At 35.9% G+C, this 26,313-nt stretch carries 24 protein-coding genes; 6 read left to right on the top strand and 18 right to left on the bottom strand.

Features of this window, described 5'->3' with window-relative positions; translation table 11 throughout:
- The first annotated feature begins 29 nt into the window (after window positions 1–29).
- The 3 genes from F9U64_RS15205 to F9U64_RS15195 all read left to right on the top strand — a co-directional run bounded on the left by F9U64_RS15205 (window position 30) and on the right by F9U64_RS15195 (window position 5,500).
- Window positions 30–1,403 carry a tetratricopeptide repeat protein gene (locus F9U64_RS15205; RefSeq protein WP_153405439.1) on the top strand — a complete coding sequence of 458 codons (1,374 nt, stop codon included), beginning with the start codon at window positions 30–32 and terminating at the stop codon, window positions 1,401–1,403.
- Window positions 1,404–1,731: 328 nt separating this feature from the next.
- Window positions 1,732–3,270 carry a Ppx/GppA family phosphatase gene (locus F9U64_RS15200; protein ID WP_153405437.1) on the top strand — a complete coding sequence of 513 codons (1,539 nt, stop codon included), beginning with the start codon at window positions 1,732–1,734 and terminating at the stop codon, window positions 3,268–3,270.
- Window positions 3,271–3,403: 133 nt separating this feature from the next.
- Window positions 3,404–5,500 carry an RNA degradosome polyphosphate kinase gene (locus F9U64_RS15195; RefSeq protein WP_153405434.1) on the top strand — a complete coding sequence of 699 codons (2,097 nt, stop codon included), beginning with the start codon at window positions 3,404–3,406 and terminating at the stop codon, window positions 5,498–5,500.
- Between the two features lie 32 nt (window positions 5,501–5,532).
- Here F9U64_RS15195 and pdaA read toward each other — a convergent pair whose 3' ends face one another.
- The 10 genes from pdaA to F9U64_RS15150 form a co-directional block, all read right to left on the bottom strand.
- Window positions 5,533–6,318, bottom strand: a complete 786-nt coding sequence (gene pdaA, locus F9U64_RS15190; protein ID WP_153405432.1) for a delta-lactam-biosynthetic de-N-acetylase — start codon at window positions 6,316–6,318, stop codon at window positions 5,533–5,535.
- 58 nt (window positions 6,319–6,376) lie between these two features.
- Entirely contained in the window at window positions 6,377–7,693 is a 1,317-nt protein-coding gene (locus tag F9U64_RS15185; protein WP_153405429.1) for a Na+/H+ antiporter family protein, read from the bottom strand.
- A gap of 15 nt (window positions 7,694–7,708) precedes the next feature.
- A complete protein-coding gene (locus tag F9U64_RS22645; protein WP_194287401.1) occupies window positions 7,709–7,867 on the bottom strand; it encodes an SE1561 family protein in 159 nt (52 codons plus the stop codon).
- Window positions 7,868–8,057: 190 nt separating this feature from the next.
- Window positions 8,058–8,822 carry a YfkD family protein gene (locus tag F9U64_RS15180; RefSeq protein ID WP_153405426.1) on the bottom strand — a complete coding sequence of 255 codons (765 nt, stop codon included), beginning with the start codon at window positions 8,820–8,822 and terminating at the stop codon, window positions 8,058–8,060.
- Between the two features lie 61 nt (window positions 8,823–8,883).
- Window positions 8,884–9,276, bottom strand: a complete 393-nt coding sequence (locus F9U64_RS15175) for an OsmC family protein (RefSeq protein ID WP_153405423.1) — start codon at window positions 9,274–9,276, stop codon at window positions 8,884–8,886.
- A 66-nt stretch (window positions 9,277–9,342) separates the two neighbouring features.
- Complete coding sequence (locus F9U64_RS15170; RefSeq protein WP_153405420.1) at window positions 9,343–9,792, bottom strand: GtrA family protein; 450 nt, start codon at window positions 9,790–9,792, stop codon at window positions 9,343–9,345.
- Window positions 9,793–9,815: 23 nt separating this feature from the next.
- Window positions 9,816–10,973, bottom strand: a complete 1,158-nt coding sequence (locus F9U64_RS15165) for a glycosyltransferase family 4 protein (protein WP_153405417.1) — start codon at window positions 10,971–10,973, stop codon at window positions 9,816–9,818.
- A 40-nt stretch (window positions 10,974–11,013) separates the two neighbouring features.
- The gene (locus F9U64_RS15160; protein WP_153405413.1) at window positions 11,014–12,162 is read right to left on the bottom strand and encodes an NAD-dependent epimerase/dehydratase family protein; all 1,149 of its coding nucleotides are present in this window, start codon (window positions 12,160–12,162) and stop codon (window positions 11,014–11,016) included.
- 355 nt (window positions 12,163–12,517) lie between these two features.
- On the bottom strand, window positions 12,518–13,459 hold the full coding sequence (locus F9U64_RS15155; protein WP_153405410.1) for a hypothetical protein: 942 nt from the start codon (window positions 13,457–13,459) through the stop codon (window positions 12,518–12,520).
- 73 nt (window positions 13,460–13,532) lie between these two features.
- Entirely contained in the window at window positions 13,533–14,402 is an 870-nt protein-coding gene (locus F9U64_RS15150; protein WP_153405407.1) for a LysR family transcriptional regulator, read from the bottom strand.
- Between the two features lie 115 nt (window positions 14,403–14,517).
- Between F9U64_RS15150 and F9U64_RS15145 the strand changes: the two genes are divergently transcribed.
- Window positions 14,518–15,267, top strand: coding sequence for a class I SAM-dependent methyltransferase (locus tag F9U64_RS15145; protein ID WP_153405404.1), 750 nt, complete (start codon window positions 14,518–14,520; stop codon window positions 15,265–15,267).
- A gap of 248 nt (window positions 15,268–15,515) precedes the next feature.
- Here the strand turns inward: F9U64_RS15145 and F9U64_RS15140 are convergent, their stop codons facing one another.
- On the bottom strand, window positions 15,516–16,181 hold the full coding sequence (locus F9U64_RS15140) for an amino acid ABC transporter permease (protein WP_153405401.1): 666 nt from the start codon (window positions 16,179–16,181) through the stop codon (window positions 15,516–15,518).
- Window positions 16,182–16,195: 14 nt separating this feature from the next.
- The gene (locus tag F9U64_RS15135; protein WP_153405400.1) at window positions 16,196–17,095 is read right to left on the bottom strand and encodes a transporter substrate-binding domain-containing protein; all 900 of its coding nucleotides are present in this window, start codon (window positions 17,093–17,095) and stop codon (window positions 16,196–16,198) included.
- A gap of 285 nt (window positions 17,096–17,380) precedes the next feature.
- Between F9U64_RS15135 and F9U64_RS15130 the strand changes: the two genes are divergently transcribed.
- Entirely contained in the window at window positions 17,381–19,294 is a 1,914-nt protein-coding gene (locus F9U64_RS15130) for a heavy metal translocating P-type ATPase (RefSeq protein ID WP_153405397.1), read from the top strand.
- An 813-nt stretch (window positions 19,295–20,107) separates the two neighbouring features.
- Here F9U64_RS15130 and F9U64_RS15125 read toward each other — a convergent pair.
- Genes F9U64_RS15125 through F9U64_RS15100 form a run of 6 tightly spaced genes read right to left on the bottom strand, consistent with a single transcriptional unit; the run spans window position 20,108 to window position 24,941 of the window.
- A complete protein-coding gene (locus F9U64_RS15125) occupies window positions 20,108–20,959 on the bottom strand; it encodes a YihY/virulence factor BrkB family protein (protein WP_153405394.1) in 852 nt (283 codons plus the stop codon).
- Entirely contained in the window at window positions 20,956–21,231 is a 276-nt protein-coding gene (locus tag F9U64_RS15120; protein WP_153405391.1) for a hypothetical protein, read from the bottom strand. Before F9U64_RS15120 ends, F9U64_RS15125 begins: the two co-directional genes overlap by 4 nt.
- A gap of 18 nt (window positions 21,232–21,249) precedes the next feature.
- A complete protein-coding gene (locus tag F9U64_RS15115; RefSeq protein WP_153405388.1) occupies window positions 21,250–21,726 on the bottom strand; it encodes a low molecular weight protein-tyrosine-phosphatase in 477 nt (158 codons plus the stop codon).
- A gap of 57 nt (window positions 21,727–21,783) precedes the next feature.
- Window positions 21,784–23,904 (bottom strand): putative bifunctional diguanylate cyclase/phosphodiesterase, encoded by a 2,121-nt coding sequence (locus tag F9U64_RS15110; protein WP_228275746.1) that lies wholly within the window; start codon window positions 23,902–23,904, stop codon window positions 21,784–21,786.
- A 15-nt stretch (window positions 23,905–23,919) separates the two neighbouring features.
- Window positions 23,920–24,288, bottom strand: coding sequence for a DnaJ family domain-containing protein (locus tag F9U64_RS15105; RefSeq protein WP_153405385.1), 369 nt, complete (start codon window positions 24,286–24,288; stop codon window positions 23,920–23,922).
- A gap of 2 nt (window positions 24,289–24,290) precedes the next feature.
- Complete coding sequence (locus tag F9U64_RS15100) at window positions 24,291–24,941, bottom strand: MOSC domain-containing protein (RefSeq protein WP_153405382.1); 651 nt, start codon at window positions 24,939–24,941, stop codon at window positions 24,291–24,293.
- A 202-nt stretch (window positions 24,942–25,143) separates the two neighbouring features.
- On the opposite strand from F9U64_RS15100, the gene mreBH reads away from it, so the two are divergent.
- The gene (mreBH, locus tag F9U64_RS15095) at window positions 25,144–26,151 is read left to right on the top strand and encodes a rod-share determining protein MreBH (protein ID WP_153405379.1); all 1,008 of its coding nucleotides are present in this window, start codon (window positions 25,144–25,146) and stop codon (window positions 26,149–26,151) included.
- Window positions 26,152–26,313 lie beyond the last annotated feature (162 nt).

Here is a 26,313-nt window from a genome sequence, read left to right as displayed (position 1 = left end):
CTATCAAGAAAAAAGGAGTTGTTGCGACAATGGCAATTATCACGCTTACCCATCATAAAAAAGATATAAAGATGAAGGTAAAACAGCTTACAATATACAAACAGGCCAAGATTGTGGAAATGACCGATGCAAACAACCAATATTATATTGCGCTCTTCTATAAAAACAAGTTTATTAACGCAAAGAAACTGAATGCAATTCAACTCCAGTCTTTTCTCAAAACATCTTTTACCTATGGTACTCAATATTCTTCCACTAATCCTCTCACCAGAATGTTTCTCAGTAACAATAAGAAATACAGAGTCTCTTCTTCCAATCAAATGTTCCAGAATCTTAAAGAAAAGTATACAGATATCGAGATGCTTTACGTGCTTTCTATGTTTGATAATTTTCTTGATAATAAAAAAATAACCGCACTTTGCAAAAAAATATTCTATCAATACCGCAGAAATGGTCAAATGAAAACTGCTTACCGAACAATCATTAACTATGTACAAATTCGTCCACATGACCGTTTTGCCAAAGACATGCTTCATCATATGGATTTCCAAAAATACCAGGATGCATATCAACAGTTTGATAAAATGGTTGCAAAATGGGAAGATACGCTCTATATTGAAGCTGCCGCAGCTAACCACATTAACTCAAAAACGGCAATCAACCAGTTACTCCACTATTACAATAAGGAAGAGCGATGGTTCGATGCTCTAGCCTTTAGTTATCAATTATTCAAAAAACAGATTCCCCCTTTCGATCCTAATGAATTAGACCATTTCGAAGCCCTTTTAGATAAATTTAAATGTCCTGATATTGCTGCTTCTTTCTGGGAAGAGTTATTAAAGCTTGACCCTATGTCTGATAGAATCTTGCTCAAACTCTCAGAAAATCAGGCAAATAAAGCAATTATTTCAACTATTTTAGTTACAGATAATAAAGAACAACTGGAAGCTTTCGAACGAGCGTTACTGAATGTCGATGGGGAAGTCCTTTTGCAGTATAAGCAGGAATTGTTTTCTTACATTCTTACTAGCTTCCATGATAACCGGCCAAAGATGGAAGAATTAGTTCACTTTTGTATGAAAAAGTTATTACAATACATTTCCGTGACTGAAATATTAGATTATCTGGGTCAAAGTGAATTAGCTATAACAACGAAACTCAGAAATATGAAACAACTTGAACAGAATCCTGATCAGCAATTTGCCCTTGGTGAAATATACTTCCATTTAGAACAATATGATAAGGCAATTAAATGTTTTGAATGGGAAATGGAATTATCGCCAGATGACCAAAAGCCCCTGCAATATTTACAAAAGTGTTATATGGCTTTAGGTGACAAGAAAACAGCTAAAAACTACCAGGACCTGTTAATTAATATTTCATCAAGACCTAAAACATCTTAATAGTTCCATAATGCTTTCTTCAACATTCCCGGGACATAAAGTGAGACTTTGATCAATGGGGGTTCCCAAGTCCCCCACTGATCATCAGTGAACGCCCGGAGGGGTTTAAACTGTCCATTGCTTCACGAAAGCATTCATCATGGTAAATAATATTTTTCTCAGCAAATGCATAGATATAAACAACGTATCTATCATAACTCCTCCTTCATTGTATCCCTTGTGTTATGGTATAATAATACAAAATAATAAAGAATTGGAGAGGGATAAGATCCATTATTTCTTCTTTCCATCGTACTAAAAACCCAACAGGAAAACCAGGTGATATGATATGAACAAACAGTATTATGCAATTATCGATATCGGATCAAATACCATGCGTCTTGTCATTTATCTTCAGGAAAAAGGCGGGCGTTTAAAAGAAGTAGAAAATGTGAAAGCAGTTGCCAGACTGCGTACTTTTCTTGGTCCAAATAATGATCTGACTGATCCGGGAATTAATAAACTAGTCTCCACACTGAAAAGCTTTCAAGATGTATTATCAGTATATTCCCTTAAAGAAGTAATCTGTGTAGCAACAGCAACAATCAGACAAGCTAACAATAAAGAAGCCATTAAAACTATCGCAGAAAAAGAAACAGGTTTAACAATCAGGATTCTATCAGAAGAAGAAGAAGCATATTATGGTTACTTAGCTGTAGTTAATTCTACATCAATAGAAACAGGAATTACCGTAGATATTGGTGGGGGAAGTACTGAGGTTACTTATTTTGAAAATAGAGAATTGGTTCACGCACACAGCTTTCCATTCGGAGCCTTAACACTTAAGGAATTCTTCGCTGCAGAAATACCAACAGATGAAGAACTTGAACAATTACATCATTATTTAATGACACAATTCCGGACACTGCCTTGGCTAATCAACTGCGAAGTACCTCTAATTGCCATTGGTGGAAGTGCACGTAATTTAGTTCAGATTGATCAGAATATGAAAAAATATCCGCTTGCAGGACTACATCAGTATAAAATGTATGGAACCGATATCCAAATGGTTAGTAACTACTTAACCTCGTTAAAGCCAGAGAAACTGGCAAAAGTGGAAGGTTTGTCAAAAGATCGTGCTGATATTATCATTCCTGCCATTCAAGTTTTTCATACATTGTACCAGGCAGTCCAAGCTGATTGTTTCATCCTAAGCAGAAAGGGACTTCGTGATGGAGTTTTTTATGAACAACTGTCAAAGGAGATGGGTTCTATCCTTTTTCCTAATGTGTTAGAGGATAGTATTCAAGAATTAATTAATGATTATAATCTCGAACCGGAACAAATTATGCATGTTCAGTATTTAACGAGAAAAGTTTTCACCTTTTTAAAACAGAATGGGATTATTCATCTTGACAAAAATGACTGGGATCTCATTAAACGAGCTAGTTACTTGTGCCATTTAGGTGAATATATTGATGCCGAAGCGAGCGCTCAGCATACCTTCTATTTACTGGCAAACAGAACGATTGATGGACTAATGCACAGAGAAAGGCTTATGCTGGCATTGATTGCTTCCTATAAGAATAAGACTGTCTTCAAACAATTTATTCAACCATACAAAAGCTGGTTTTTGAAAGATGAACGGAAAAAACTCTGCCATCTTGGTGCAATATTAAAATTCACATATTGCCTTGATGCAACAAAAAGACAAGTAGTGAAGGATATAAAAATTCAGAAAAGACAAAAAAAGCTGTTATTTACATTCTATTGTGACGGTGACTGGAAACCAGAAGAGTATCAAGCGGAAAAACAAAAAAAACACTTAGAAAAACTAGCTAAAAATGAAGTGGAGCTCCAGTTTATTCCGGTTAATGTAAAGTTTTAATTTACAATTTTTTACACTGAATTAACAAAAGTTCCTTTTAATAAAGTTATGATAGAGTAGGGTAATTTGTATATTCGACATTATGCATTTTATTAAAAGACTTTCATTAAACTGCAAAAAAGGATGATTAACAATGATAACAAATGAAATAGACAAAGAACTTGGACTGCCTTCCTATTATAATAACAGGGAGATAAGTTGGTTATCTTTTAATAAAAGAGTACTAGGTGAAGCAGATGATGAGAGTAATCCTCTATTGGAAAGACTTCGTTTTCTCTCTATTTTTTCATCAAATTTAGATGAATTTTTCATGGTAAGAGTTGCTGGACTGAAGGATCAAGTAAAAGCTGGTTTTAATCGAAAAGATAATAAATCCGGCCTTACTCCAAAAGAACAGTTATCAAAAATATCGAAATTCAACCATCAATTAGTTGATTCACAGTATGATATATACCGAAGTTTAACAACCCCTCTTGATGAAGCTGGAATCAAGATATTAAACATAAGTGATTTAACAAATACGCAATTAAATAATTTTGAAAATTACTTTGATGAACATATATTTCCTGTATTAACGCCAATGGCAATTGATGCGTATCGTGCCTTTCCAATGCTGCTGAATAAATCAATTAATTTAGCCGTACAATTAGAGGATTTATTAGATTTAGACTCTGATCAGCTGAGAACAGCTATTGTGCAGGTACCGGTATTGTTAGATAGATTTATTCGCATTGAAGACTCTAACCAATTTATATTACTGGAAGATCTTATAAGCTATTATATCGGCAAGTTTTTCAAAGGGTATAAAGTAAAATCAACGACAACATTCCGGATTACAAGAAATGCTGATATGGAAATCCATGAAGAAGGTGCACGTGATTTACTGAAGGAAATTGAAAAAGAACTTAAAAAACGGAAATGGGGCGCAGCTGTACGTCTAGAAGTAGATGCACGGGAAGAAAATCCGCAGATGATTGAATTTCTTTTACACGTCCTGGAAATTCATCATAAGGACCTGTATATTATCAACGGCCCATTAGACTTAACTTTTTTAGCTGATTTTTACAGCACCTTGAAAAAGGATTATGAACATCTGGTTTATCAGACATTAATCCCTCAGCCGCCACAGGACATTCATGAAGATGAAACTATTTATGAGGCGGTGCGGAAAAGGGATATCTTTCTCCATCATCCATATGAATCATTTGCACCCGTTATCGATTTAATAAGCGAGGCAGCTGATGACCCGGAAGTCTTGGCAATTAAACAGACATTGTATCGGGTGAGTGGAGATTCTCCAATTATAGAAGGGCTTAAAAGGGCTGCTGAAAACGGTAAGCAAGTAACTGTTCTTGTAGAATTAAAGGCAAGGTTTGATGAAGAGAATAATGTGCAATGGGCAAAAATGCTGGAAAAGGCAGGGTGCCATGTTATTTATGGAATGATTTCTTTAAAAACACACAGTAAGATAACATTAGTTGTCAGAAGAACGAACAATCATATAGAACGTGTGGTGCACTTAGGAACAGGCAACTATAATGACCAGACAGCTAAATTTTATACTGATATGTCCTACCTGACCACAAAGCGGAAATTCGGGATAGATGCTACTAATTTCTTTAATTATTTGAGTGGGTATACGGAAAAACCTGAATTCCACCATCTATCCATGTCACCATTCGATATCCGTAATGATATCATTCAATACATCGATGCAGAAATCAGTTATCATAAGAAATATGGAAATGGCCGAATTATTGCCAAAATGAACTCTTTAACAGACAAACCATTAATTCAGAAATTTTACGAAGCATCCCAAGCTGGAGTGAAAATCGATTTAATCATTCGCGGAATTTGCTGTTTAAAACCAGGTATTAACGGAATTAGTGAAAATATCAATGTCAGAAGTATTGTTGGAAGGTTCTTAGAACACAGCCGGATTTATTACTTCCATCATAATGGTGAAGAGAAACTGTTCCTGTCTTCTGCAGATTTAATGACACGTAATATGGTAAAGCGTGTTGAACTCATGTTTCCATTATTTGAAGGCCGAATTAAATCAAGAGTGCTGGAATTATTAAATATTATGTTGCATGATACAGCGAAAATGAGAATACAACACAGTGATGGCAGTTATACTCATGTTAAAGATCAAAGTACGGAACCTCTAGTTGACAGCCAGCTTGTACTATTTGGCATGGCTTATCGTTTATTAGATGACGAAGAATAAAAAAACTTGGCGGTTCTATCCCGCCAAGTTTTTTATAGTCCAATAACTTCTTTTGGAAGTAAGTTTTTCAACATTAAATCATCCAAACTTTTAAATTTATATCCTTGTTTTTTCAGTTCTTTAATAATTGGTGCCAATCCATCTGCATTATCTTCTGAAACTGTGTGCATTAGGATAATTGCTCCAGGGTGAATTTGGTCAATTACTTGGTTGTATGCATATTCCCAGCCTTTTTCCTGTCCTTCATTCCAATCAACAAAAGCCAAAGACCAGAAAACATGAGTGTAGCCAAGTTCATTTGCCCATTGCAATGATTGCTCATTAAAGGTTCCTTTTGGAGGTCTAACATATTGAACCACTGCATCTTTATCCACTTTTTTTAACTTGTTCGTTAATATTTCAATATCCTCTTTTAACTCTTCTTTGGACAATTTGGTAAAATCTCTATGAGTATCTGAGTGGTTGCCAATAATATGGCCTTCCTTTAACATCCGCTTTACTAAATCAGGTTTGTCTTCCACATAATGTCCTGTTAAGAAGAACGTCGCCGGGACATTTTCTTTTTTTAACACATCCAGAATCTGTTCTGTAAATCCTGCTTCATAACCATTATCAAATGTCAGGTATACATGTTTGTCTCCAGATGGATCTAGATAAATACTGTTGTACTTATCCAGAATGGCTTTATATTTGCCAACCTCGGGCGGCTGATGATCTGTTGCTTTCTTATAACCCCAGCCATAACTTGCTGCAGATATTTCCAGTGGCATTAGCGCGGAGATAACACCAATCAATAAAATCACATATAATTTTTGCATTTCCATCACCTTTTTTATTTCTAGTTTCCTTATTCGAAGGTGAAATTATGCTAAGAAATTATAAAATAATGCTGGCAAACCAGCCAAAAATAAACAAAGGGATATTAAAATGTAAAAATGTCGGTACACAAGTATCCCAAATATGATGATGTTTCCCGTCTGCACTTAAACCGGAAGTAGGGCCCATCGTACTGTCAGAAGCCGGAGAACCAGCATCCCCTAATGCAGCAGCTGTACCGATTAATGTCGCGATCGCCATAGGAGAAAAGCCTGCAGCAGCACAAATCGGAACATATAATGCAGCGATAATCGGGATTGTTCCAAATGATGATCCTATACCTAGGGTAATTAGCAGACCTACTAATAATAAAATAAACGAGATAACTGCATGATTGTTGCCAAGCATTGCTGAAGAGGATTCTACAAGTGCATTAACAGCTCCAGTGTTTTTAAGGATGGCAGCAAAACCTGATGCGACCAGCATTACAAATGCAATGGTCCCCATCATTGTCACACCTTTTTGAACAAAGGCATCTCCCTCTTTTAATGGTACTGCGAAGAAAATGACCATACTTATAATACCAGACAAGGCACCAATTACAAGCCCTTCTTTTTCTGTAAATATTTGTACCAGTAATGCAATAATGATTGCGACAATAGTTAGCACATGTTTTGTTTGAAATGTTATGTCATTGTCCTTATCACTATTCTCCTCTTGCCAATTAACAGGAAGCCATTGCTTCGCTTCACGATCTTTTCGATAAGTGATAAAAACAGCGATCAATAGACCAATCACCATACCAAGCACTGGTATTAACAGTGATAAAGCAATTTCATTAACCGATAATTCTACTCCATTTGCTTTCATACCTTCTTGAATCGTTTCATGAAAAATAAGACCGAATCCAATTGGAATCGCCATATAAGGTGCTTTTAAACCGAAAGTTAATGCTGTTGCAACAGCCCGGCGATCTAATTTCATTTGATCAAATATTTTTAATAATGGCGGTATCAGAATTGGAATAAAAGCAATGTGGACTGGAATAGCATTTTGTGATAAACATGCTATTCCAGCAATAACTAACACGATCATTGTTTTCTTACCTGTTAAAACGCGAATTAATCCCCGAACAAGTATTGTTGTAATGCCTGTATAATTAATCATTACGGCAAAAACACCTAACAAAATGTAACTTAAAGCAGTACTTGATTGTCCACCCATTCCATTAATAAGCATTTCAATTGTATCCTGGATATTCATTCCTGATAAAACACCCGCAACAATTGCGGCAATGATTATAGAAAAAATAACATGGACACGAAGTAGACTTAAGATGAGCATCGTTATTATTGATGCTACAGCAACCCATTCCATACCGATAACCCTCTCTTATTTTCTATCTAGATTTTGCTCAATTTTTTCAATTAACTCAATTAGTTGATCCACATCTTCAACAGAAGTCTCCTCTGGATCAAGTTGATCTAACTGCTCAATAAATCGTTCTAATTGTAATCTTAATTGTTGAATTTTTGGATTTTGTTCTGCCACAAGTAAAGCCCCTTTTTCTTGTATAGTTTTTGAATTCCATTGACAATACTAATGTATTTTACCCTGATTGTCCACCGTCTGTTTGGCAATAGCAGCTGATCAAGACCTCTCTAAAGATATGCACTTTTTTGTATGTGAAATTTCTTTTAAAGATCAAAAACCCTGCAATAATAGCAGGGTTATAGAGATCTTAATAATTTTTATATGAAAATGCTATATGATTTTCTACTGGGATAAATGCTCCAACTTCTTGTTTCGTGACATTCTTTACCACCAGTTTCTTCTTGGAACCCTTCAGTTCAATATACACTTCACCAAAGGTAATCTGTCCTTTTTCCTGCAATGCGGAAGCAAATGCTTTTAATGAACCAACTTTATTTACTGGTACGTCATATGTCTGGCTCAACCTTGTTCCTTTGCCAAATACCGCATGAAATGTTAACGGAATAGAATGTCTTTTTTCAGCAGAATTTATGATCATTGTCATAATCTGATCAGGGTGGTTTACTTTTGATGTCAATCCGCCCTTGATATGCTTCTCTTCTAATTGCTCATAATTAATCCCGATATTTTTCTCACCATTGTAGTTATTTGCTTCATTATTATTAATTAGTTGAAATTCCCAATTAACATTTGACTCCTTAGAATCATAGCGCAATGGCCAGTGGCCTAAATACACATTACCCCTGTATCCAATTGCAAGAGGGGATGGATTAATTTCCGATTCATTAAGCATTTTAACCAAGTCAGGATTTTCTATTTTAATGTCAACACTATCGATTAACTCTTTAACAAATTCACTAGGCTCGGCAATTGTTTCTTCTTCTTTCATTTGTTGAGCTGTGTTTTCCTTTTCAACCGGAACAACATGATTAGGGATCTCGAGTTTCTCCGCATACAATGGATTGATACATATTATAAATAGCAGTATTAAGGATAATACTATTTTCTTCATTAATTTCGCCCTTTCTTTTTTCCTTAGTGTAGGGTAATTAATAAAGATTTATTCGTTACATTTAATTGCTTAATTTGATAATTTCTAATGATTCCGTTATTTTCACAGAGTTCTCGATTGTCCTGATCATGGAACAATTTTTCCTTGCTACTTCAAGTGTCTTTTCAAGTTTTTCCCGATTTAAGTGCGCGCCTTTCACAACAAAGTGCAAATCAATTGATTCTAAACGATTCGCCTCATCTGGATTTCGTGTGACTTCTGCACTAATATGTAAGTCATCTATATTAATCCTTTGCTTTTCCAAAACTTTACGAAATACAGATCCGCTGCAGCCTGCAATAGAAGCAACCATTAATTGATAAGGACGATATCCGCATTCCTCATTACCGGAAATATCCAGTTCCCCATATGGCAATTTTGTTCGCAGTCCACCCTCTTTAAGATAGAAATCCATCTATATACCTCCTGCACTAGTTTCTTGTTAGTTTAGCATAAATGGTGAAATATTACAGGTAAAAGCTTATACATTTCTCTTTTTATAATCTTTAAAAACATAATATTTTACCATAAAAAAACTAGCTAAAGAGGAAAGAAGCATTGCGAGTCCTTTGGCGAGATTATACCTTAACCAATTAAGCACTCCTAACCATTCCATCAGGCTGTTCAGTCCAATAAATACAATATTGCTGATTCCCAGACTAATAAGTGCTTGAATAAAAAAGCCAATTCGTTGATAATTGCTTCCTTCTGATGTTCGATTGAAAGTCACACTGGCATTCCAAAAATAACTGTTTGCAACAGCCAGACTATAGGAAATGGTATTATAGACAAGCAACAACATTCTGTCGTCGGTATAAAAAAGTAATAATAAAAGGTTAAGTGTTCCAATATCAATAAGTGCATTACCAACACCGATAATCCCAAATTGTAAAAACTGAAAACGGCCACTTTTTCTTTTTACGGTACTCATAAAGACACTCCAGTGATGCAAGTTTATTTACTTTGCTCGTTTTCCTTGTCTAAGTCTGTATAACTTGCCTGCTTGGATCCTGATAATTCATGATAAAAATCTAGAACCTGCTTCGATTGAGCATCCCAGCCCATATCAGCTATTTCATCACGTGCCTTTTTGGCAAGTCTTTTTCGTAACGTTTCATCTTCAAATTGCAAAATGGTCCGTGTAAAGTCTCCATCTATATGCTGGTCATACAATAGTCCAGTTTGTCCATCATCTATTTGCTCACAGGTTGGCCCACTTTTAGCTGCGACAATTGGCAATCCTGAAGCCATTGCCTCCGTAATAACTAATCCTAATGTTTCCGTTGTGGATGGAAAGACGAATACGTCCGAAGAAGCATAGGCGCTTGCTAATTCCTGCCCATGCATATAGCCTGTAAAGACTGTATTTGTTCCTTGGAAATGAGTTTCTAACACTTCCCGGTGAGGACCATCTCCAACAATGGCAAGAACAAACTGATCAGAAGCTTCTAATAAATTTCTGATTTTTTCAATTTCTTTTTCCGGAGCTAATCTGCCAACATATAATAGCAGTTTTTTATTTACTTCTCCATTTGTTAGTTTCTCACGCATAGAATCATTATAATGACGAGGATGATACAAGGTAGTATCAACACCCCTTTTCCATACATGAATATTGTTAAAGCCCTGCTCTACTAACTCTTGGTGAACGACTTGCGATGTACACAGATTTAAATCTGCCATGTTATGCAATTTACGGAAATACCACCATAACAGCCCTTTAAAAATCGATAAATGATAATAATCTGCATATTTCGGCACTTGAGTATGGTAGGATGCTAACAGAGGATAACCTAATTTTTTGGCATAATAGACACCTGAAGCTCCGAGTAATGCAGGATTTACTACATGAATGACATCAGGGTCATAGGACTGTATCATTTGTTTTACTTTACTTGACGGCAGTGCGAATTGCTTTGAGCGATAGAAAAAAAGTCTTGTTGCTTTTGCACCTATCACCTTTGCACCCTCAAATTCATATACGCCAAGATCAGGTGCAATAATCTGCACCTGATGACCTGATTTTAAGAAATAGCGAATACTGTTAGTTAAGCGAGTCACAACTCCATCCGTTGATGGTAAGAATGTTTCTGTGATCACTAAAATTTTCATAAAGAACCATCCTTAACGGTAAAATATTATCACATATTAATTATTTCCATGTAACTTGAGGCAATATATTCTCTTTAATTACACGATCTTTGTGTTGTACAACCGTTCTCAGAATTTCTCTTATTACTTCTTCATCTAATAAATGCGGCTCTAGACCAAGGTCCTTTAATTTTGTATTTTCTGCATGGAAATAATGATCTTCCAATTCTACCCTTGGGTTTTCCAAGTTAGCAATATTTGTCGGGAAGCCTTCCTCATCAGCTACTTTCTTAACCTTAGCTGCTAAATCTCCGACACTGTGCTCTTCAGTAAATTGGTTAAACACACGGAATTCACCTTTATCTGCAGGATTTTCCGCAGCAATTTCAATACAGCGAACCGTATCTTTAATATGTAAAAATCCTCTAGTTTGTCCACCTTTACCGTAAACTGTAAGATCATGACCTATCGTTGACTGGATAATAAACCTGTTTAATGCGGTTCCAAAAACACCATCATAATCTAAACGATTTGTAAGCACAGGATCCAGCTTTGTTTCTTCTGTATCTAATCCATATACAATTCCCTGATTTAAATCGGTTGCACGTATACCCCAGATTCTACATGCAAACATAATGTTATGGCTGTCATGTACTTTAGATAAGTGGTAGAAAGAACCTGGCTGTTTAGGGAACGGCAGTACATCTTTTCTGCCTTTGTGCTCAATTTCAATATATCCTTCTTCAATTTGAATATTCGGTGTTCCATACTCTCCTAGTGTACCCAATTTTATCAAATGACAATCAGGAACCAATTCTTTAATTGCAAAAAGTACATTTAATGTTCCTGTAACATTGTTATGCTGGGTATAGACAGCATGTTCACGATCAATCATAGAATATGGTGCAGATCTCTGTTCAGCAAAATGAACAAAAGCATCCGGCATCTCTCTTTTTAACACTTCTTTTAAGAAATCATAATGAACTAGATCACCTTCATATATCCGGATTTCTTTCCCTGTAAGCTCTTTCCACTTTGCAACACGTTCTTCCAGTGATGCTATTGGCGTTAAAGAGTTAGAATGTAGTTCGCTATCAATCTTTCTTCTTACCATGCTGTCAATAATTGATACATCATGGCCTTTCTGTGATAAATAAAGAGCGGTCGGCCAACCGCAAAATCCATCTCCACCTGCTACTATGATTTTCATTGCTTTACACCTCTTTTTTTGTCTTTTTAAACTACTAAAATATGTTCAAATTTCATCATATCATAGAGAAAAATAGATTAGAAATTATAATCTGATTATTTACACAATTTTAAAAGATTTATTCTTTTAAAATTAGTATTTCTCTCTATCTGCTATTACTCTATGTTGTCATTTTTTATTCTATACCAATAACGACATACTTCCTTAAACCCTGATTTATCAGGATGCTCAGCGGCTCCCCACTTACTCCCTGCTTGTTACTTGATTCTTTTCGTTTAGGGTATTCAGACGTTTGGCACTGCGATCAATAAAGTACTGGAATATTAATTGAAACAACTTGAAGGTATACCCTTCCTTATTCTAACCAATGAAATGACTTTATTATTTTGTATCTGTTGATAGCTTGTATTCCTTCCCAATACCTTCTGGCTACAGGAAATTCTTCTGGAAATTGCCGCCAGTCCCATGCGATATTCCAAATCCCCTCATCATTCATTTGCTTTCTATAAAAAAGTAAATTAGCTTCAATCAAATCAACATCAATTGTATGATAAAAAGGATCTTCGGGACTTACTGCAAAAGTTAATGGTAAAGGTCTATACCCTGTTGCCCATAAACTTATGTCCTTTTCGACACTATCGTCAATTAATGCTGATATTTTGGTAAAAATTTGATCCAATGTGTAAGATAGACGGTCAGTAGTGCTTGCTCCCTTACTTGATATGATTTTGTATAATTGCTGATAATTATTGATCTCGTGGAAATCCATCTGCTCAGCTTCCATTAATCGTCTCAAAGCTTGACCCAGCACTTCATTCGCAAGGAGAAATGCCTCACTTTGCTCCTCAGACCAATACAAAAGAAGACCAGCTAATTCTGCAGTCGGATTGTACATCCAATTTTCTTGAACATTCTCTTCCCAATGCCACCATGGTGCATGTGGGTAGTCATTATTTTCTGGTAAAACAGTCACCCATAATCCTAACTCTCTATTACAGGTATCAACTAAATAATCTATTAATGCAGCAACCATCTCATCATCTTTCGAGGCTTCCACTTCCAGCAGAATTTGACCAGCAAACCATGAAGCAATGGAGGAAGAAGAAGGTAACCAGAAATCCGGCTCTATTCCTTGACCAAATCCTCCATCGTCATTTTGGTACGCTTGTAAAACTCTCATTACACCCTCTTTATTATTGCCATTAAACAAATAATCCCACCTGGCAGCTTCTAACGGTCTTGCATTTCTTTTCATCCAATCACTTGTCTTTTTAAACGTTTCCTTCGATATCATCATTCGCTATCTCTCCCTTCTCTCAGACTGAGTTATAGTTAACATTCTCTATTAAACACCTCAATTCCTTCACAGTTTATGAATTTATTTCGGATAAAGCTCTTCTCAAAAAATAAATAAATTCGCTTACTTCAGCTGTTTCTATCTTCGTTGTGATATAGGTATACGATAAAGGGGTAATTATTTTTTCAGCTGTTATCTCGCGTAGCTTCCCCTGCCTTACTTCGTCTCCTGCAATTGATTTCGGTAGATAGGATACACCTAAACCATTTTCGATAAATTTCTTTGTTACTTCCATTTGATTCACTTCCATTGTCTGAATGAGAGGAAAATATATTTTTATATCCATTAATAGGTCCTCCCAGTATTCAGGGTGATTATTTGTTATCAACCTGTATTGATTCAAGGCATCTTCTTCCGATAGTTGTCTATTTGCTGGTCCTACTAAGGTAACATCTTCTTTATGCAACACCTCTGTATGCAAGTTCTTCTGTAATGGCTCAAGCCTTGTCAGACCAATATCGGCATTGCCACTGGATATTTCCTCCCCGATTTCAAATGAATTTCTTACATTAATCAATATCTCGATGTCAGGATTTAACTTCATAAACTTTCGTAATAAATTTGGCAGAAAGGATGATGCTATTTGGGGAGCAACAGCAAGTACTAACTTTCTTGAATAACCTTGTTTCCATAACTCAAAGTTTGCTAATCCAGTTTCATAGCTTGCTAACAGCTCTTTCGCATATGACAGAAATTTATGACCGGCAGCAGTTAACTTTACCATCTTTCCTGCTTTTTTAAATAATGTAATTTGAAGATGTGCTTCCAGTCTTTTCACATGCTTGGTTACAGCAGGCTGAGTTAAAAATAACTCTTCTGAAGCTTTTCGGAAATTCTCATGTTTTGCAGCAATAATAAATGTTTTTATCCATTTTATATCCACTATCTCACCACCAATAACAGATTGTTATTAATATTTAGCTTTTTATTTAGTTTTCATTATATATAAACTGCCATATAATAGCACTAACAAAAAAAGAAGGCGGGGATGATTGATGATGAAAGATTCATGGAATGCAGATTTGTATGATCAGCAACATAAATTCGTTTCTAATTTCGGCAGTAATGTTATCGAACTATTAGCTCCAAAAAAAGGGGAAAGTATATTGGATATTGGCTGTGGAACAGGAGACCTTGCCAATCAATTAAAAATTGCAGGTGTTAATATTACTGGCATTGATCAGTCGCAAAACATGATTGACCAGGCTTGTATGAAATATCCAGAGATTGATTTTAAAGTAGTAGATATATTAAAAATGAATTTTGCGGAAGAATTTGATGCTGTCTTTTCCAATGCTGTCCTTCATTGGATTAAACAACCAAAGGCAGCTTTAGCCAATATTTATCATGCATTAAAACCTGGTGGAAGATTTGTTGCTGAGTTTGGAGGAAATGGCAATGTCCAATTGATTACAGATCAACTGAAAGAACAGTTTTCTATAACAGAAAGTTCAGAACGCTTTCCATGGTATTTTCCCAGTATTGGAGAATACAGCAGGCTGATGGAGAGTACTGGATTTCGAGTGGTTTTTGCACAGCATTTTGATCGACCCACACCATTAGAAGGCGAGGATGGATTAAGAAAATGGATAGAAATGTTTGCTTCACACTTATTTGAACAAACAAGCAAACAAGAGCAAGAACAAATCTTAACCAACATAGAAAGAAACCTAAAAAGGCAGATGTACAAAAACGGCAAATGGAGCGCTGATTATAAAAGAATTCGGGTGATAGGGTGGAAGGAATAACACTTGTATAAAGAGGTTGTGACAATGGCATATTCGAATTATTAATTTAGGAATTAAATAAAAGCTGGGGAAAATGCGAGACTTCAGCGGGAACAGCAACAACCGAAGCCCCCGCAGGAAGCGCGATTTGTGCTTCTGAGGAGGCTGATGTGTGCCCGCGGTAAAGAAGAGACTGCTCAAGCGTATTTTACTTGAGTAGATGTCGCCCTTATGCCCGTGGTGAAAGCGAGTATTTTCCCCAACCTATTTCATTTAACATATCGACTAAAACGCGCTTCCATTTTCTCCTGAAAAAATGCAATAACAATACATAGCGGCCAATAGATTAAGGCAACTAAAATATACATTGTTAATGAATCAAATTCCCTTCCCCCTGCAATTTGCGCTTTCTGGAACAGTTCCGGAACTGTAATAACAGCAGCTAGAGAAGTAGCTTTCACAAGGTCCAGGAAAACATTTGTCAATGGCGGCAGTGCAATTCTCACACCTTGTGGAAGAATAATTTGTCTCAATGTCTGCCAATAACTTAAGCCTAATGCTTTAGCTGATTCCCATTGCCCATATGGGACACTGTTAATGGAGGAACGAATCACTTCTGCAATATAGGCAGCACTGTTCAATCCAAATCCAATCACTGCTGCCATATATGCAGATAATCTGATTTCAATCATTGGCAGTCCATAATATAAAATAAACAGAAACACTATGATAGGTGTACCGCGCATAAATGATATATACAGTCTTGCTGGATACCTTAACAACATCATATCAGAACTTCGTGCAAGGGAGATGAATAACCCCAGCACAAGTCCCAGAGCCATCGCCACAAACGATACAGCAATGGTCCTTGGTAAGCCGCTAAGAATAAATGGTAAGTTCTCTATCGCTAATTTAATATCAAAAAAATCCTGCATCGAGTTCTCACACCTTATAAATCAAGTCCTTCGATCTCTTCAATTTCTCCTTCAGGCTTTTTGGAAGCATCTTCTTTGTAAAATTGAATTGCGAGCTCAGATAATGTTCCATCATCACGCATTTCTGCAAGTTTTTCATTAATTTTTGTTTGTAATACAGTTGCTTCTTGTGGCATAACAACAGCTTGTTCTGTTGGATGGAATTTCAACTCTGGATGTAACATAATATCGAAGTCCGGAAATGCTGCAACACCAAATTTAGACAGGTAATAGTCGTTAACAATGACATCCGTATTGCCATTATCAACATCTCTCAAGTATGCCTCATTTGGTGCATTGCCATATGTGATAACTTCTGCACCAAAATGTTCTGCAATTTGGCTGAAAATAGTTGTTGCCCCGCCACCAGCTCGTTTTCCTTCCAAATCCTCCAGGCTGTTAATACCTGAGTAATCACCTTTTCTGACAACCATTGTTGTATAAGAATATTTATATGGATCAGAGAAAGCAAACTGCTTTTTTCTCTTGTCTGTTACTTCAATATCATTTACAGCTACATCAATTCTTCCACTTTGGATCGCTGGAAGCATACCATCAATTCCTAATATTTCAAATTTCACTTCCAGTCCTAATCTATCCGCAATTTCTCTCATAATTTCTACATCATACCCTGTTAATTTATCAGTACCTTCTTCATATGTAGATGCAGCAATTAATGTCCCTGATGTTCCTACAATGATTTCTCCTTTTTCTTCGATCTGATTCCATTTCTGACCGTCAGATTCAGCAGTTTCACTGTTATTATTCTCTGTATTGTTTGCTTCCTCCTGATTGGCATTATCCTCACTTGCTGTTCCACAGGCTGCTAACAACCCTGTCAGAATAAATGTAAGAATGAAAAAAACTTTCTTCAAATCTGCCACCCCTTTTTATTGTTATATATTTAACTCTTTTTAAAATATAACAGTTAATCCTTTATTTTTCAAGATAATTTATTCCTGTACTCATCCAATCTATGAATCTGTTATAATCCATTTTTTCTTTTATTATATTTTATAACTATTGACTATTTGGAGAAACGGAATATAATTATAGTAATTATTAATTTATAATAATTATAATAAAAGATAATGATTATTATTATCAACACAAGGAAGATAATGAATTTTATTCTCAATTAAGAATTGGAGGAGGAAGATATGAGTACTTATATTAAATTTATTACAAATAAAGCCTCTTTACTATCTGTAAAAGACTTCTCGTTACTCAGAAAACACTCAGAACTTATCGCTGCAATGATTAGTGGAGCTATCATTCTGTTCACATGGATTTTGCATGATTTTTTATCAGATTGGTTATTCATCACACTTCTGCTCAGTTCTTTTGTAATTGGTGGTTATGCCAAGGCAAGAGAAGGGATTACAGAGACTGTAAGAGACCGAAAATTAAATGTAGAGTTACTGATGATTATTGCCGCTGTCGGCGCTGCATCCATTGGCTATTGGACAGAAGGAGCTATCTTAATTTTCATCTTTGCTTTATCAGGTGCATTAGAAACCTATACAGAAGAAAACAGTCAAAAAGAATTAAAAGCACTTATAAAACTTCAACCCGAAAGCGCCCACCTGTTATTACCAGAAGGTTATAGAACTGTAGCTGTTTCTAAGTTAGCAATTGGTGATAAGATATTTATCAAAGCCGGCGAGAAAATTCCTGCAGATGGTATGATCCTGGAAGGACAGACAATAGTTGATGAAAGCACCATAACAGGTGAGTCTCTGCCTGTAACCAGATCGATAAATGAGGATGTTTACGCTGGTACGATTAACTTGAATGGAAGCATTATTGTTGAAATCACTAAATTAGCGAGCGAAACACTCTTCCAGAAAATTATTCATCTGGTTCAACAAGCACAAAGTGAAAAGTCGCCTTCTCAAACCTTTATCGAAAAATTCGAAAGCACTTATGTAAAAACTGTTTTGCTCGTTGTCACCCTCATGATGTTCTTACCACATTTTTTATTTAACTGGACTTGGCAGGATACCATCTATCGAGCGATGATTTTGTTAGTGGTCGCCTCCCCATGTGCCCTTGTTGCATCCATTATGCCAGCAACATTATCCGCTATATCCAATGGAGCAAAAAAAGGGGTTTTGTTTAAAGGCGGTGCACATGTTGAAGCAATTGGAAACATTAAGGCAATTGCTTTTGATAAAACAGGCACCTTGACGTATGGCAAACCAGCGGTAACGGATGTCATATTCCGCGAAGACATTAACCAGCAGGATGTCATCCCGATCATTCATGAAATAGAAAGACAGTCAAATCATCCAATAGCTGATGCAATCACCCAATGGTCTACAAATCAAAATACAATCCATCTGAGTAACGTTGTTCATATTGATGGAAAAGGCATCGAAGCTTACCATAGAGATGACTATTGGCAAATTGGAAACTCACTGTTAATTGGTGATCACAAAGCAGAAGACTTTCTCAGAAATCACTCCCAATCGAAAGATATGTTTGGCAAGACATTGGTTTATGTCGCAAAGAATGAAGCAATTATTGCAATGTTTGCACTAGAAGATCAATTAAGAGAGGAAGCCATCAAAGCAATAAAAAGTTTAAACCAGCTTGGCATTCAAACAGTTATGTTAACAGGAGATAATGAAGAGACAGCAAAGTCGATTACTTCTCAGGCAGGGATTAAACATTATAAAGCGAATTGTCTGCCTTCTGATAAAGTGGCTGAGCTGGAACGTTTATCATCCGCTTATGAAAATGTTGCAATGATCGGGGATGGTGTCAATGACGCACCAGCCTTAGCTACAGCAGATATTGGAATTGCGATGGGGACAGGGAGTGATGTAGCATTAGAGACTGCTGATATTGTCCTTGTAAAAAGTGATCTTCCCAAAATTGTCGAGGCAATCAAGGTATCCCATAAAATGAATCGGATCATAAAGCAGAATATCGCTTTCTCTATTCTCGTGATCCTATGTCTGATTGCATCTAACTTCATGCAAGTTATTGACTTACCATTAGGAGTTATTGGACACGAGGGAAGCACCATTTTAGTTATTTTAAATGGATTAAGATTATTGCGAAGTTAAAGTGGAATAGAAATTAGTAATTATGCCATGTGCCATGAAGCTGAGCAAAAGATAGCTTCATGGCATTTATGTTAATGAAGCTAGAAAAGGGATTGAGACATAATGAAGAAAGTTGATCCAGAAACAGAACTATATATAATAGATAATTACAGCTAATCCGCAATACGAAGCACTAAAGGAATAACCGCATTCCATGGAAGGGGCTTTTTGAATTTTGTAAAGATTTTCTCTCTCTCTGAAGGAATAATTGTATACTGTTAACTCTTATAAACAAATCTTCTTCTCTGATGCCTTGGATTTGTCGTTAATCTTCGTTTAATCGACAAATCTTCTCCTCTCGGCCTTGAATTTGTCGTTAATCTTCGTTTAATCGACAAATCTTCTTCCCTCAGGCCTTGGATTTGTCGATAATCCTGGTTTAATCGACAAATCTTCTTCCCTCAGGCCTTGGGTTTGTCGATTATCCCGGTTTAATCGACAAATCTTCTCCTCTCGGGCCTTGGATTTGTCGTTAATCTTCGTTTAATATACAAATCTTCTTCCCTCAGGCCTTGGATTTGTCGTTAATCTTCGTTTAATATACAAATCTTCTTCCCCCGGGCCTTGGATTTGTCGTTAATCTTCGTTTAATATACAAATCTTCTTCTCTAGAACAATACATTTGTTCTTAATCTTTGTTTTTTCGATAAGCAAACAAATCCGAACGATTCACAATCGTTCGGATTTCAGTGTGGATAAAGTGAGACTTTGATCAGTGGGGGTATTACAGACGGTTAGCGCTGTGATAACCTATTGTCGCTCAACTTTAGCCCTTTAATGTGTCTGCAGCTGTTTTTTCTTTTTTTCATACAAAGCGTTTATCTCGCCACCTGCAATAATAATCATTGCCGATAAATAAAACCATAACATTAAGATTATGACACCGCCAAGACTGCCATATGTTGCAGAATAATTTCCGATTGATGATACATAGTAAGAAAACGCCAAAGATGTTAATTGCCAGCAAATCGTCGAAAAAATAGCACCAATATATATATACTTGAATTTGACACGTTTACTCGGTGCAAGAAGATATAATGCAGATAACACGATGAAAAAGATGACAGACGAGATCACCCATCTTAATGTATTCCATAATGATATAAAGTCATCAGACAATCCAATAAAAGAAAAGATGTATTCCCCTATCATACGACCAAAAACCGGAAGTGCAAATGCTATGATGATAACAAATACCATCGCAATCGTTAAGATAATGGAAATACCGCGCACAACGATAAATGATCTTTCTTCTTCAATATTATAAGCTTGATTAAATGCCCGCATTAAGGCGTTTACTCCATTCGATGCTGACCATAAAGTACCGAGTATACCAATGGATAACAAACCGCCATTCCGATCACTCATAATCTGCGTTATATTATCATTTAACAATGTAACAATCTCTTGTGGTGCGTAATTAGATATAAAATTTATTACATCAATGTTATTATATGGGAGGAAACCAACTAGTGTAACAAGAAAGATCATGAAAGGGAATAAAGATAATAAAAAGAAATAAGATAATTGTGCAGCAAGGCCTGGAACATCATCATTATTAATTCGTTTAAACAGTTGTTTCAAAAATTGAATGAACGGATTATCCAGCCATGTCTGCTTACTCATTGGTTATCTTTGTTTCCAGTAGTTTCTTCTAATTGTTGAAGGGCATTTTCCGCTTGATTTAATCCTTTCATTAACAGATGAGAACATTTCTGATAAGTGCTGTTTACCTGATGGACAAAATCAGCTGGATGTTGCGCATAATAACGAATACTATCTTTTGACTGTATACATTTAGTACCAACGTATTTTCTTGTATCACGATCAAACAGAGTTAATAACCCGCCCACTACAGCTCCAGTAATCATACCTTTCACTAACAATTCTTTACCCATTGACTCTTCATCCTTCCCTTATTTAATTTCACGATGCCGATTCTCAATGAATGAAAACAGATGTTCACAACCTTCTTTTACTAATTCATAAGTATAATTAAAATTCTTTGTAAAATAGGGATCAGGAACATTTATTTCTTTTGCATTTTCAACAAAATCCATCAGTTTTCTTACAACGACATCTTCTGAATGTTCCCCTAAACCGGCTAAATCATTCATATTTTGCTCATCCATTGCAATAATATAATCAAAAGCCGTTAAATCTTTGAGACTGATTTGTCTTGCCTTTAGTCCTTCATAAGAAATGTTCAGTTCATCTAATATCTTTCTTGTTCCTTCGTGCGGCGGCTTGCCAATATGCCAATTACCCATTCCTCCAGAATCAATAAAGAATTTATCCTCCATCCCTTTTTCTTGAACAATTTGCCGAAACACCGCTTCTGCCATTGGTGAACGACATATATTTCCTAAACATACAAATAACACTTTAATCATATACTACCACCTATTCCTTCTTGTTAATCCTACAATCGGGATTTTCTTAAGAATCAACTAATGAACTGTCTTTAGTTTCTTCCCTATTTGATTAGCATCAAGCGGTTTACTATAAAAATAACCTTGATAATAATCACATTCTTCATCCCGAATAAAACTTAAGATATTTTCTCCTTCAACACCTTCTGCGACTACCTTTAACCCAAAAGTATGACCTAATTGAATCATTGCTTTAATAATCTCCGCACTTCCTGTTTCCGTGAATAATTCTTTAATAAAAGATTGATCAATTTTCAAGTAGTTAATCGGAAACTTTTGCAAATAACCCATAGATGAGTAACCTGTCCCAAAATCATCGATCGACAAGGATATTCCCATCTTTCTTAATTCTTTCATCGTTTTAATGCATTCATTAGTGTTCTGCATTACACTGTTTTCCGTTATTTCAATCTCCAGATAATTAGGATCCATGCCTGTTTCGCGAATAATCTTTTTGACCTTGGATAAGAAATCAGCTTGCTGTAATTCAATTGCTGATACATTTACAGCTATGATTACCGGTTTAGCTCCAGCTTCTTTCCATCTCATGAATTGACGGCAAGCTTCATAAAGAACCCATTCACCGATTGCATGGATCATGCCGATTTCTTCAGCTATTGGAATAAAGGTTGACGGAGGGATCTTTCCTTTCTTACCGTGTTCCCACCTGATTAACGCTTCCACTCCAACTATACTGTTTGTTTGCACATCTACTTTAGGCTGGTAAGCCAGTTTGAATTCATTCAGTTTAAATGCTTTTCTGATATCAGACTCTAATAATAATAGTTCATTATAGGTTTGACTCATTCTTTTATTGTATTCATAGACTTGATTGCCACCGTGCACTTTTCCATAATGTACTGCAATACTTGCGCGATTAATATATTCTTCAGCTTTATTTGCAGGTTCATAAGTATAGCTGATCCCTATTGTTGCAGTCATATAAAAATCATGATTAGCAATTACAATAGGCTGTCTGATTTTTTGCAGTACCTGCTCTGATAAATTGTTCACATCTTCAACGGATTGATCAATAACGAGGACGAACTCATCGCCGCCCAGCCGGTATAAATAGCTGTTGTCAGGTGTAAACGCCTGGATTCTATTAGCAATAAGGGAAACAACCTGGTCTCCCGCCACCTGCCCGATTGTATCATTAATACTTTTCAGTCTGTCTAAATCACAAAAAATGACAGCTTTCGGTTGTTTTGCTTGATCTCTATGTACAAATAATTCCATATCTTGCATTAATTTATGTCTGTTTGGTAAGTCTGTTAATGCATCGTGTGTTGCTAAATATTCAATTTGCTGCTGGGAGTATTCATATAATGATATATCCATCGCTGTCCCGACAACTTCTGTCACCACACCATCTTCATATAATGGTGATAACATTGTATTGAGATATACCCCTTTGAAATAAAACTGGAAAACCTGTTCTTCACCTTGAAATGCATTTTTTATCTTTTTTTTCATCAGCAAATATACTTTTTTATCTATATTTCCCAGTACAGAATTGATATTTTGTGAAATGTGAAGCTTTTGTGCCAGCTTCCCTTCCATAAAAGTAATCGCAGGCTCTCCATCAACCATCTTTAATTTAAAGACTAAATTCATGATTTCTTTTAGCATTTTTTTGTGATTAGATTCTACTAACTGCAAGGTTCTTTGATAATCATCTGAGTCAGCTGCCATTTCCATTAATGACATGAAAAACAGTCCCGGTTTGTGATCAGATTTCGAAAATTGCTGAATATTTGCTTCATACCAGTTTTCATTTTCCTTTGAATCAGCATACTGGATTGTTCCATTCCACTCTCCGTTTTCCATAACATTATGAATGATGTTTGAAAAAGGTTCTAATGTATTAATTAGTGCATTTATTGGTTGATTATTTGCTTCATTTTCTGGAAAAATCACTCTATTATCGGAATCAAAGACAAAAAAAGTAACGGTCTCTTTTAGAACATTTACCAGTTTTCTCATATGATCGAATTGTTCCTGAAGTTCACCTGCAATTTTTTGTTTGTTACCTAGATTAATTTGCCCATTTACTAGTGTATCTAATTTGGTTCTTAATTCCTGGTCATTTAATAGTTGATTTATATTTTCTAATCCCATACCTTTTTCACCTGTCATTTTATTTTCTCCGCCCTAGAATAAACGATTAAGTTTATGCTGATATTTTCCATAAGCCGAAGATTTCCTTAATTGACGCTTTTCCATCAGCATCTGAAACTTTAACTGTTTCTCCGTTAGTTTTCTCTCCAACTCTTTCTTTTCTGCACTTTGCTGGCACAGATTTATCATCTCTCTTAATGAGATGATTTCTTTTTGCAGAACTATTTCCTCTGGTAAATATCCGCTATTTTTCATTATTCGATAAGACATCCTTAAATCATCTGGAACAAATGATAAACTGTCTTTTTGCAGCGGCTTTCCCTTACCTTCCAGCTGTTCAAAATCGCCCTTGCTGATTGCTTGCTTAATTTTCTCTTCTGCTATCTGTGTAAAAAAGTCCAAGGTTATCCTCCCAACTTCCGGATTCTTTTGGATAAAGTATTTTTCACATTGGCTGATAATGCAGGAATAGATCTATATTCTTCCATCCTGTCTCTATTCTCACGATCATGAAACAGACACTCAAAAATATCAAACGGGGTTACTTTTACATATGATTCTTCAATTTTTTCTAATTTATCACTATTGGAAACTTCTCCTTCTTGCAAAACGCGGAAATAGTATCCACTGTACCCTGTGTTTGTTACGACTGCAGTTATATCTTTAAGCTGATGATATACTGCAATTTTATAGCAAGGCTGACGTGGCTGTGCTACCTGAATAACAGCTTCACCTATTTTAAAGACATCTCCTATGTACAATTCTTTTTCAGTCAATCCCTTAACTGTTATATTCTCACCAAAAGCAGGATAAGTAAAGTTTTGTTTATATAAATTTTTCCAATAGGGGTAATGATCTTCAGAGTACATTAGTAATGCTTTCTCTTCACCACCATGGTTTTTCAGGTCAGCTTGTCCATCTTCCTTAAACCCAGTTTTCGTCAAAAAACATGCATCTTTTGCAGGCTTTTTCACAAAACCCGTATGTAATATCTGTTCGCCGAATTTATATGTTTGCGGTTTCCCGACATTTAAGGATATAACTTCATAAATCATGATCTAACTCCTCCCTATTACCTATTTATATTATACAGAAAATCACAACAAATTTTAATAAATTCGGAAATCTTAACAAAGAACTAAAAAATGAATATCACTTAACATAAACTTCCACTTAAACTACGGTCATAATTTTTCTATAATGTAAGAATAAATATAGAAAAGGATAAATCTTGGGACAACATGGAGGTTACAAACAATGTTTTCAAATACAGAAATAGGAATTGATTTAGGTACTGCTAATATTTTAATATATACAAAATCCAAAGGAATTATTTTAAATGAACCAGCTGTCGTGGCATTAGACACTCGAACAAATGAGGTTGTTGCTGTGGGTAACGAAGCGAAGAGCATGATTGGTAAGACACCAAGAAATATTGTACCAGTTCGACCGCTTAAAAATGGAGTAATAGCAGATTTTGACTCCACAACACAGATGTTAACAGCATTTTTAAAGAAAGTTGGCAAGCAATCTGGACTTTCCATGCGTAAGCCGAGTGTAGTAGTCTGCACACCTACCGGGAGTACTGCAGTAGAAAGAAGAGCAATTGATAATGCAATTAAAAGCTTTGGTGCAAAAGAAGTTCATTTAATTGAAGAACCAATCGCTGCAGCAATTGGTGCAGATTTGCCAGTTTCTGAGCCACAAGCAAGTATGATTGTGGATATTGGCGGCGGAACCAGTGAGGTTGGTATTATCTCATTTGGTGGTGTCGTAACAAGTCGATCAGTCCGTGTTGGCGGTGACCACATCGATGAAGAAATTATCCAATTTATTAAAAGAAGTTACAATGTATTAATCGGTGAAACGACGGCTGAGAATATAAAGAAAGAAATTGGTTATGCTTTAATCTCGCATCCCGAACAGACAATGGAAGTCCGGGGACGTGATCTGGTTTCCGGCCTGCCAAAGGTAATTACAATAAGTTCAACAGAGATCCAATCTGCCCTTAAAGAAGTGCTGGAAACAATCTTCCACGCTATTCAAGACACTTTAGAAAATTGCCCGCCAGAACTAAGTGGTGACATTGTTGATCAAGGGATTACGTTAACGGGCGGTGGTGCTCTATTGCACGGTATGCAAGAATGGTTATCAGAAGAGATTTTAGTACCTGTTCATATGGCACCAAATCCATTGGAATCTGTCGCAATTGGAACAGGGCGTTCATTGAAAATGATACAGAAACTGCAAAAAGCTGCAAAATAAAGCGAGACTTTGATCAGGGTGATATTACAGACGTAAACCGCTGGGAAAAATGGAATAGGATCTGCACGAAAAAAAAGCGTGAGAATCGATAATATGAGAATCCAGGATGTTCATTCTTACTGGAGTGATAAGTTAGAAGATCTATTTGCTTTTTAAAAAATA

Source organism: Gracilibacillus oryzae (assembly GCF_009498735.1).
Taxonomy (GTDB): domain Bacteria; phylum Bacillota; class Bacilli; order Bacillales; family Amphibacillaceae; genus Gracilibacillus; species Gracilibacillus oryzae.
The sequence above is the reverse complement of the archived record's forward strand: the minus strand, read 5'-3'. Positions and strand labels throughout refer to the sequence as shown.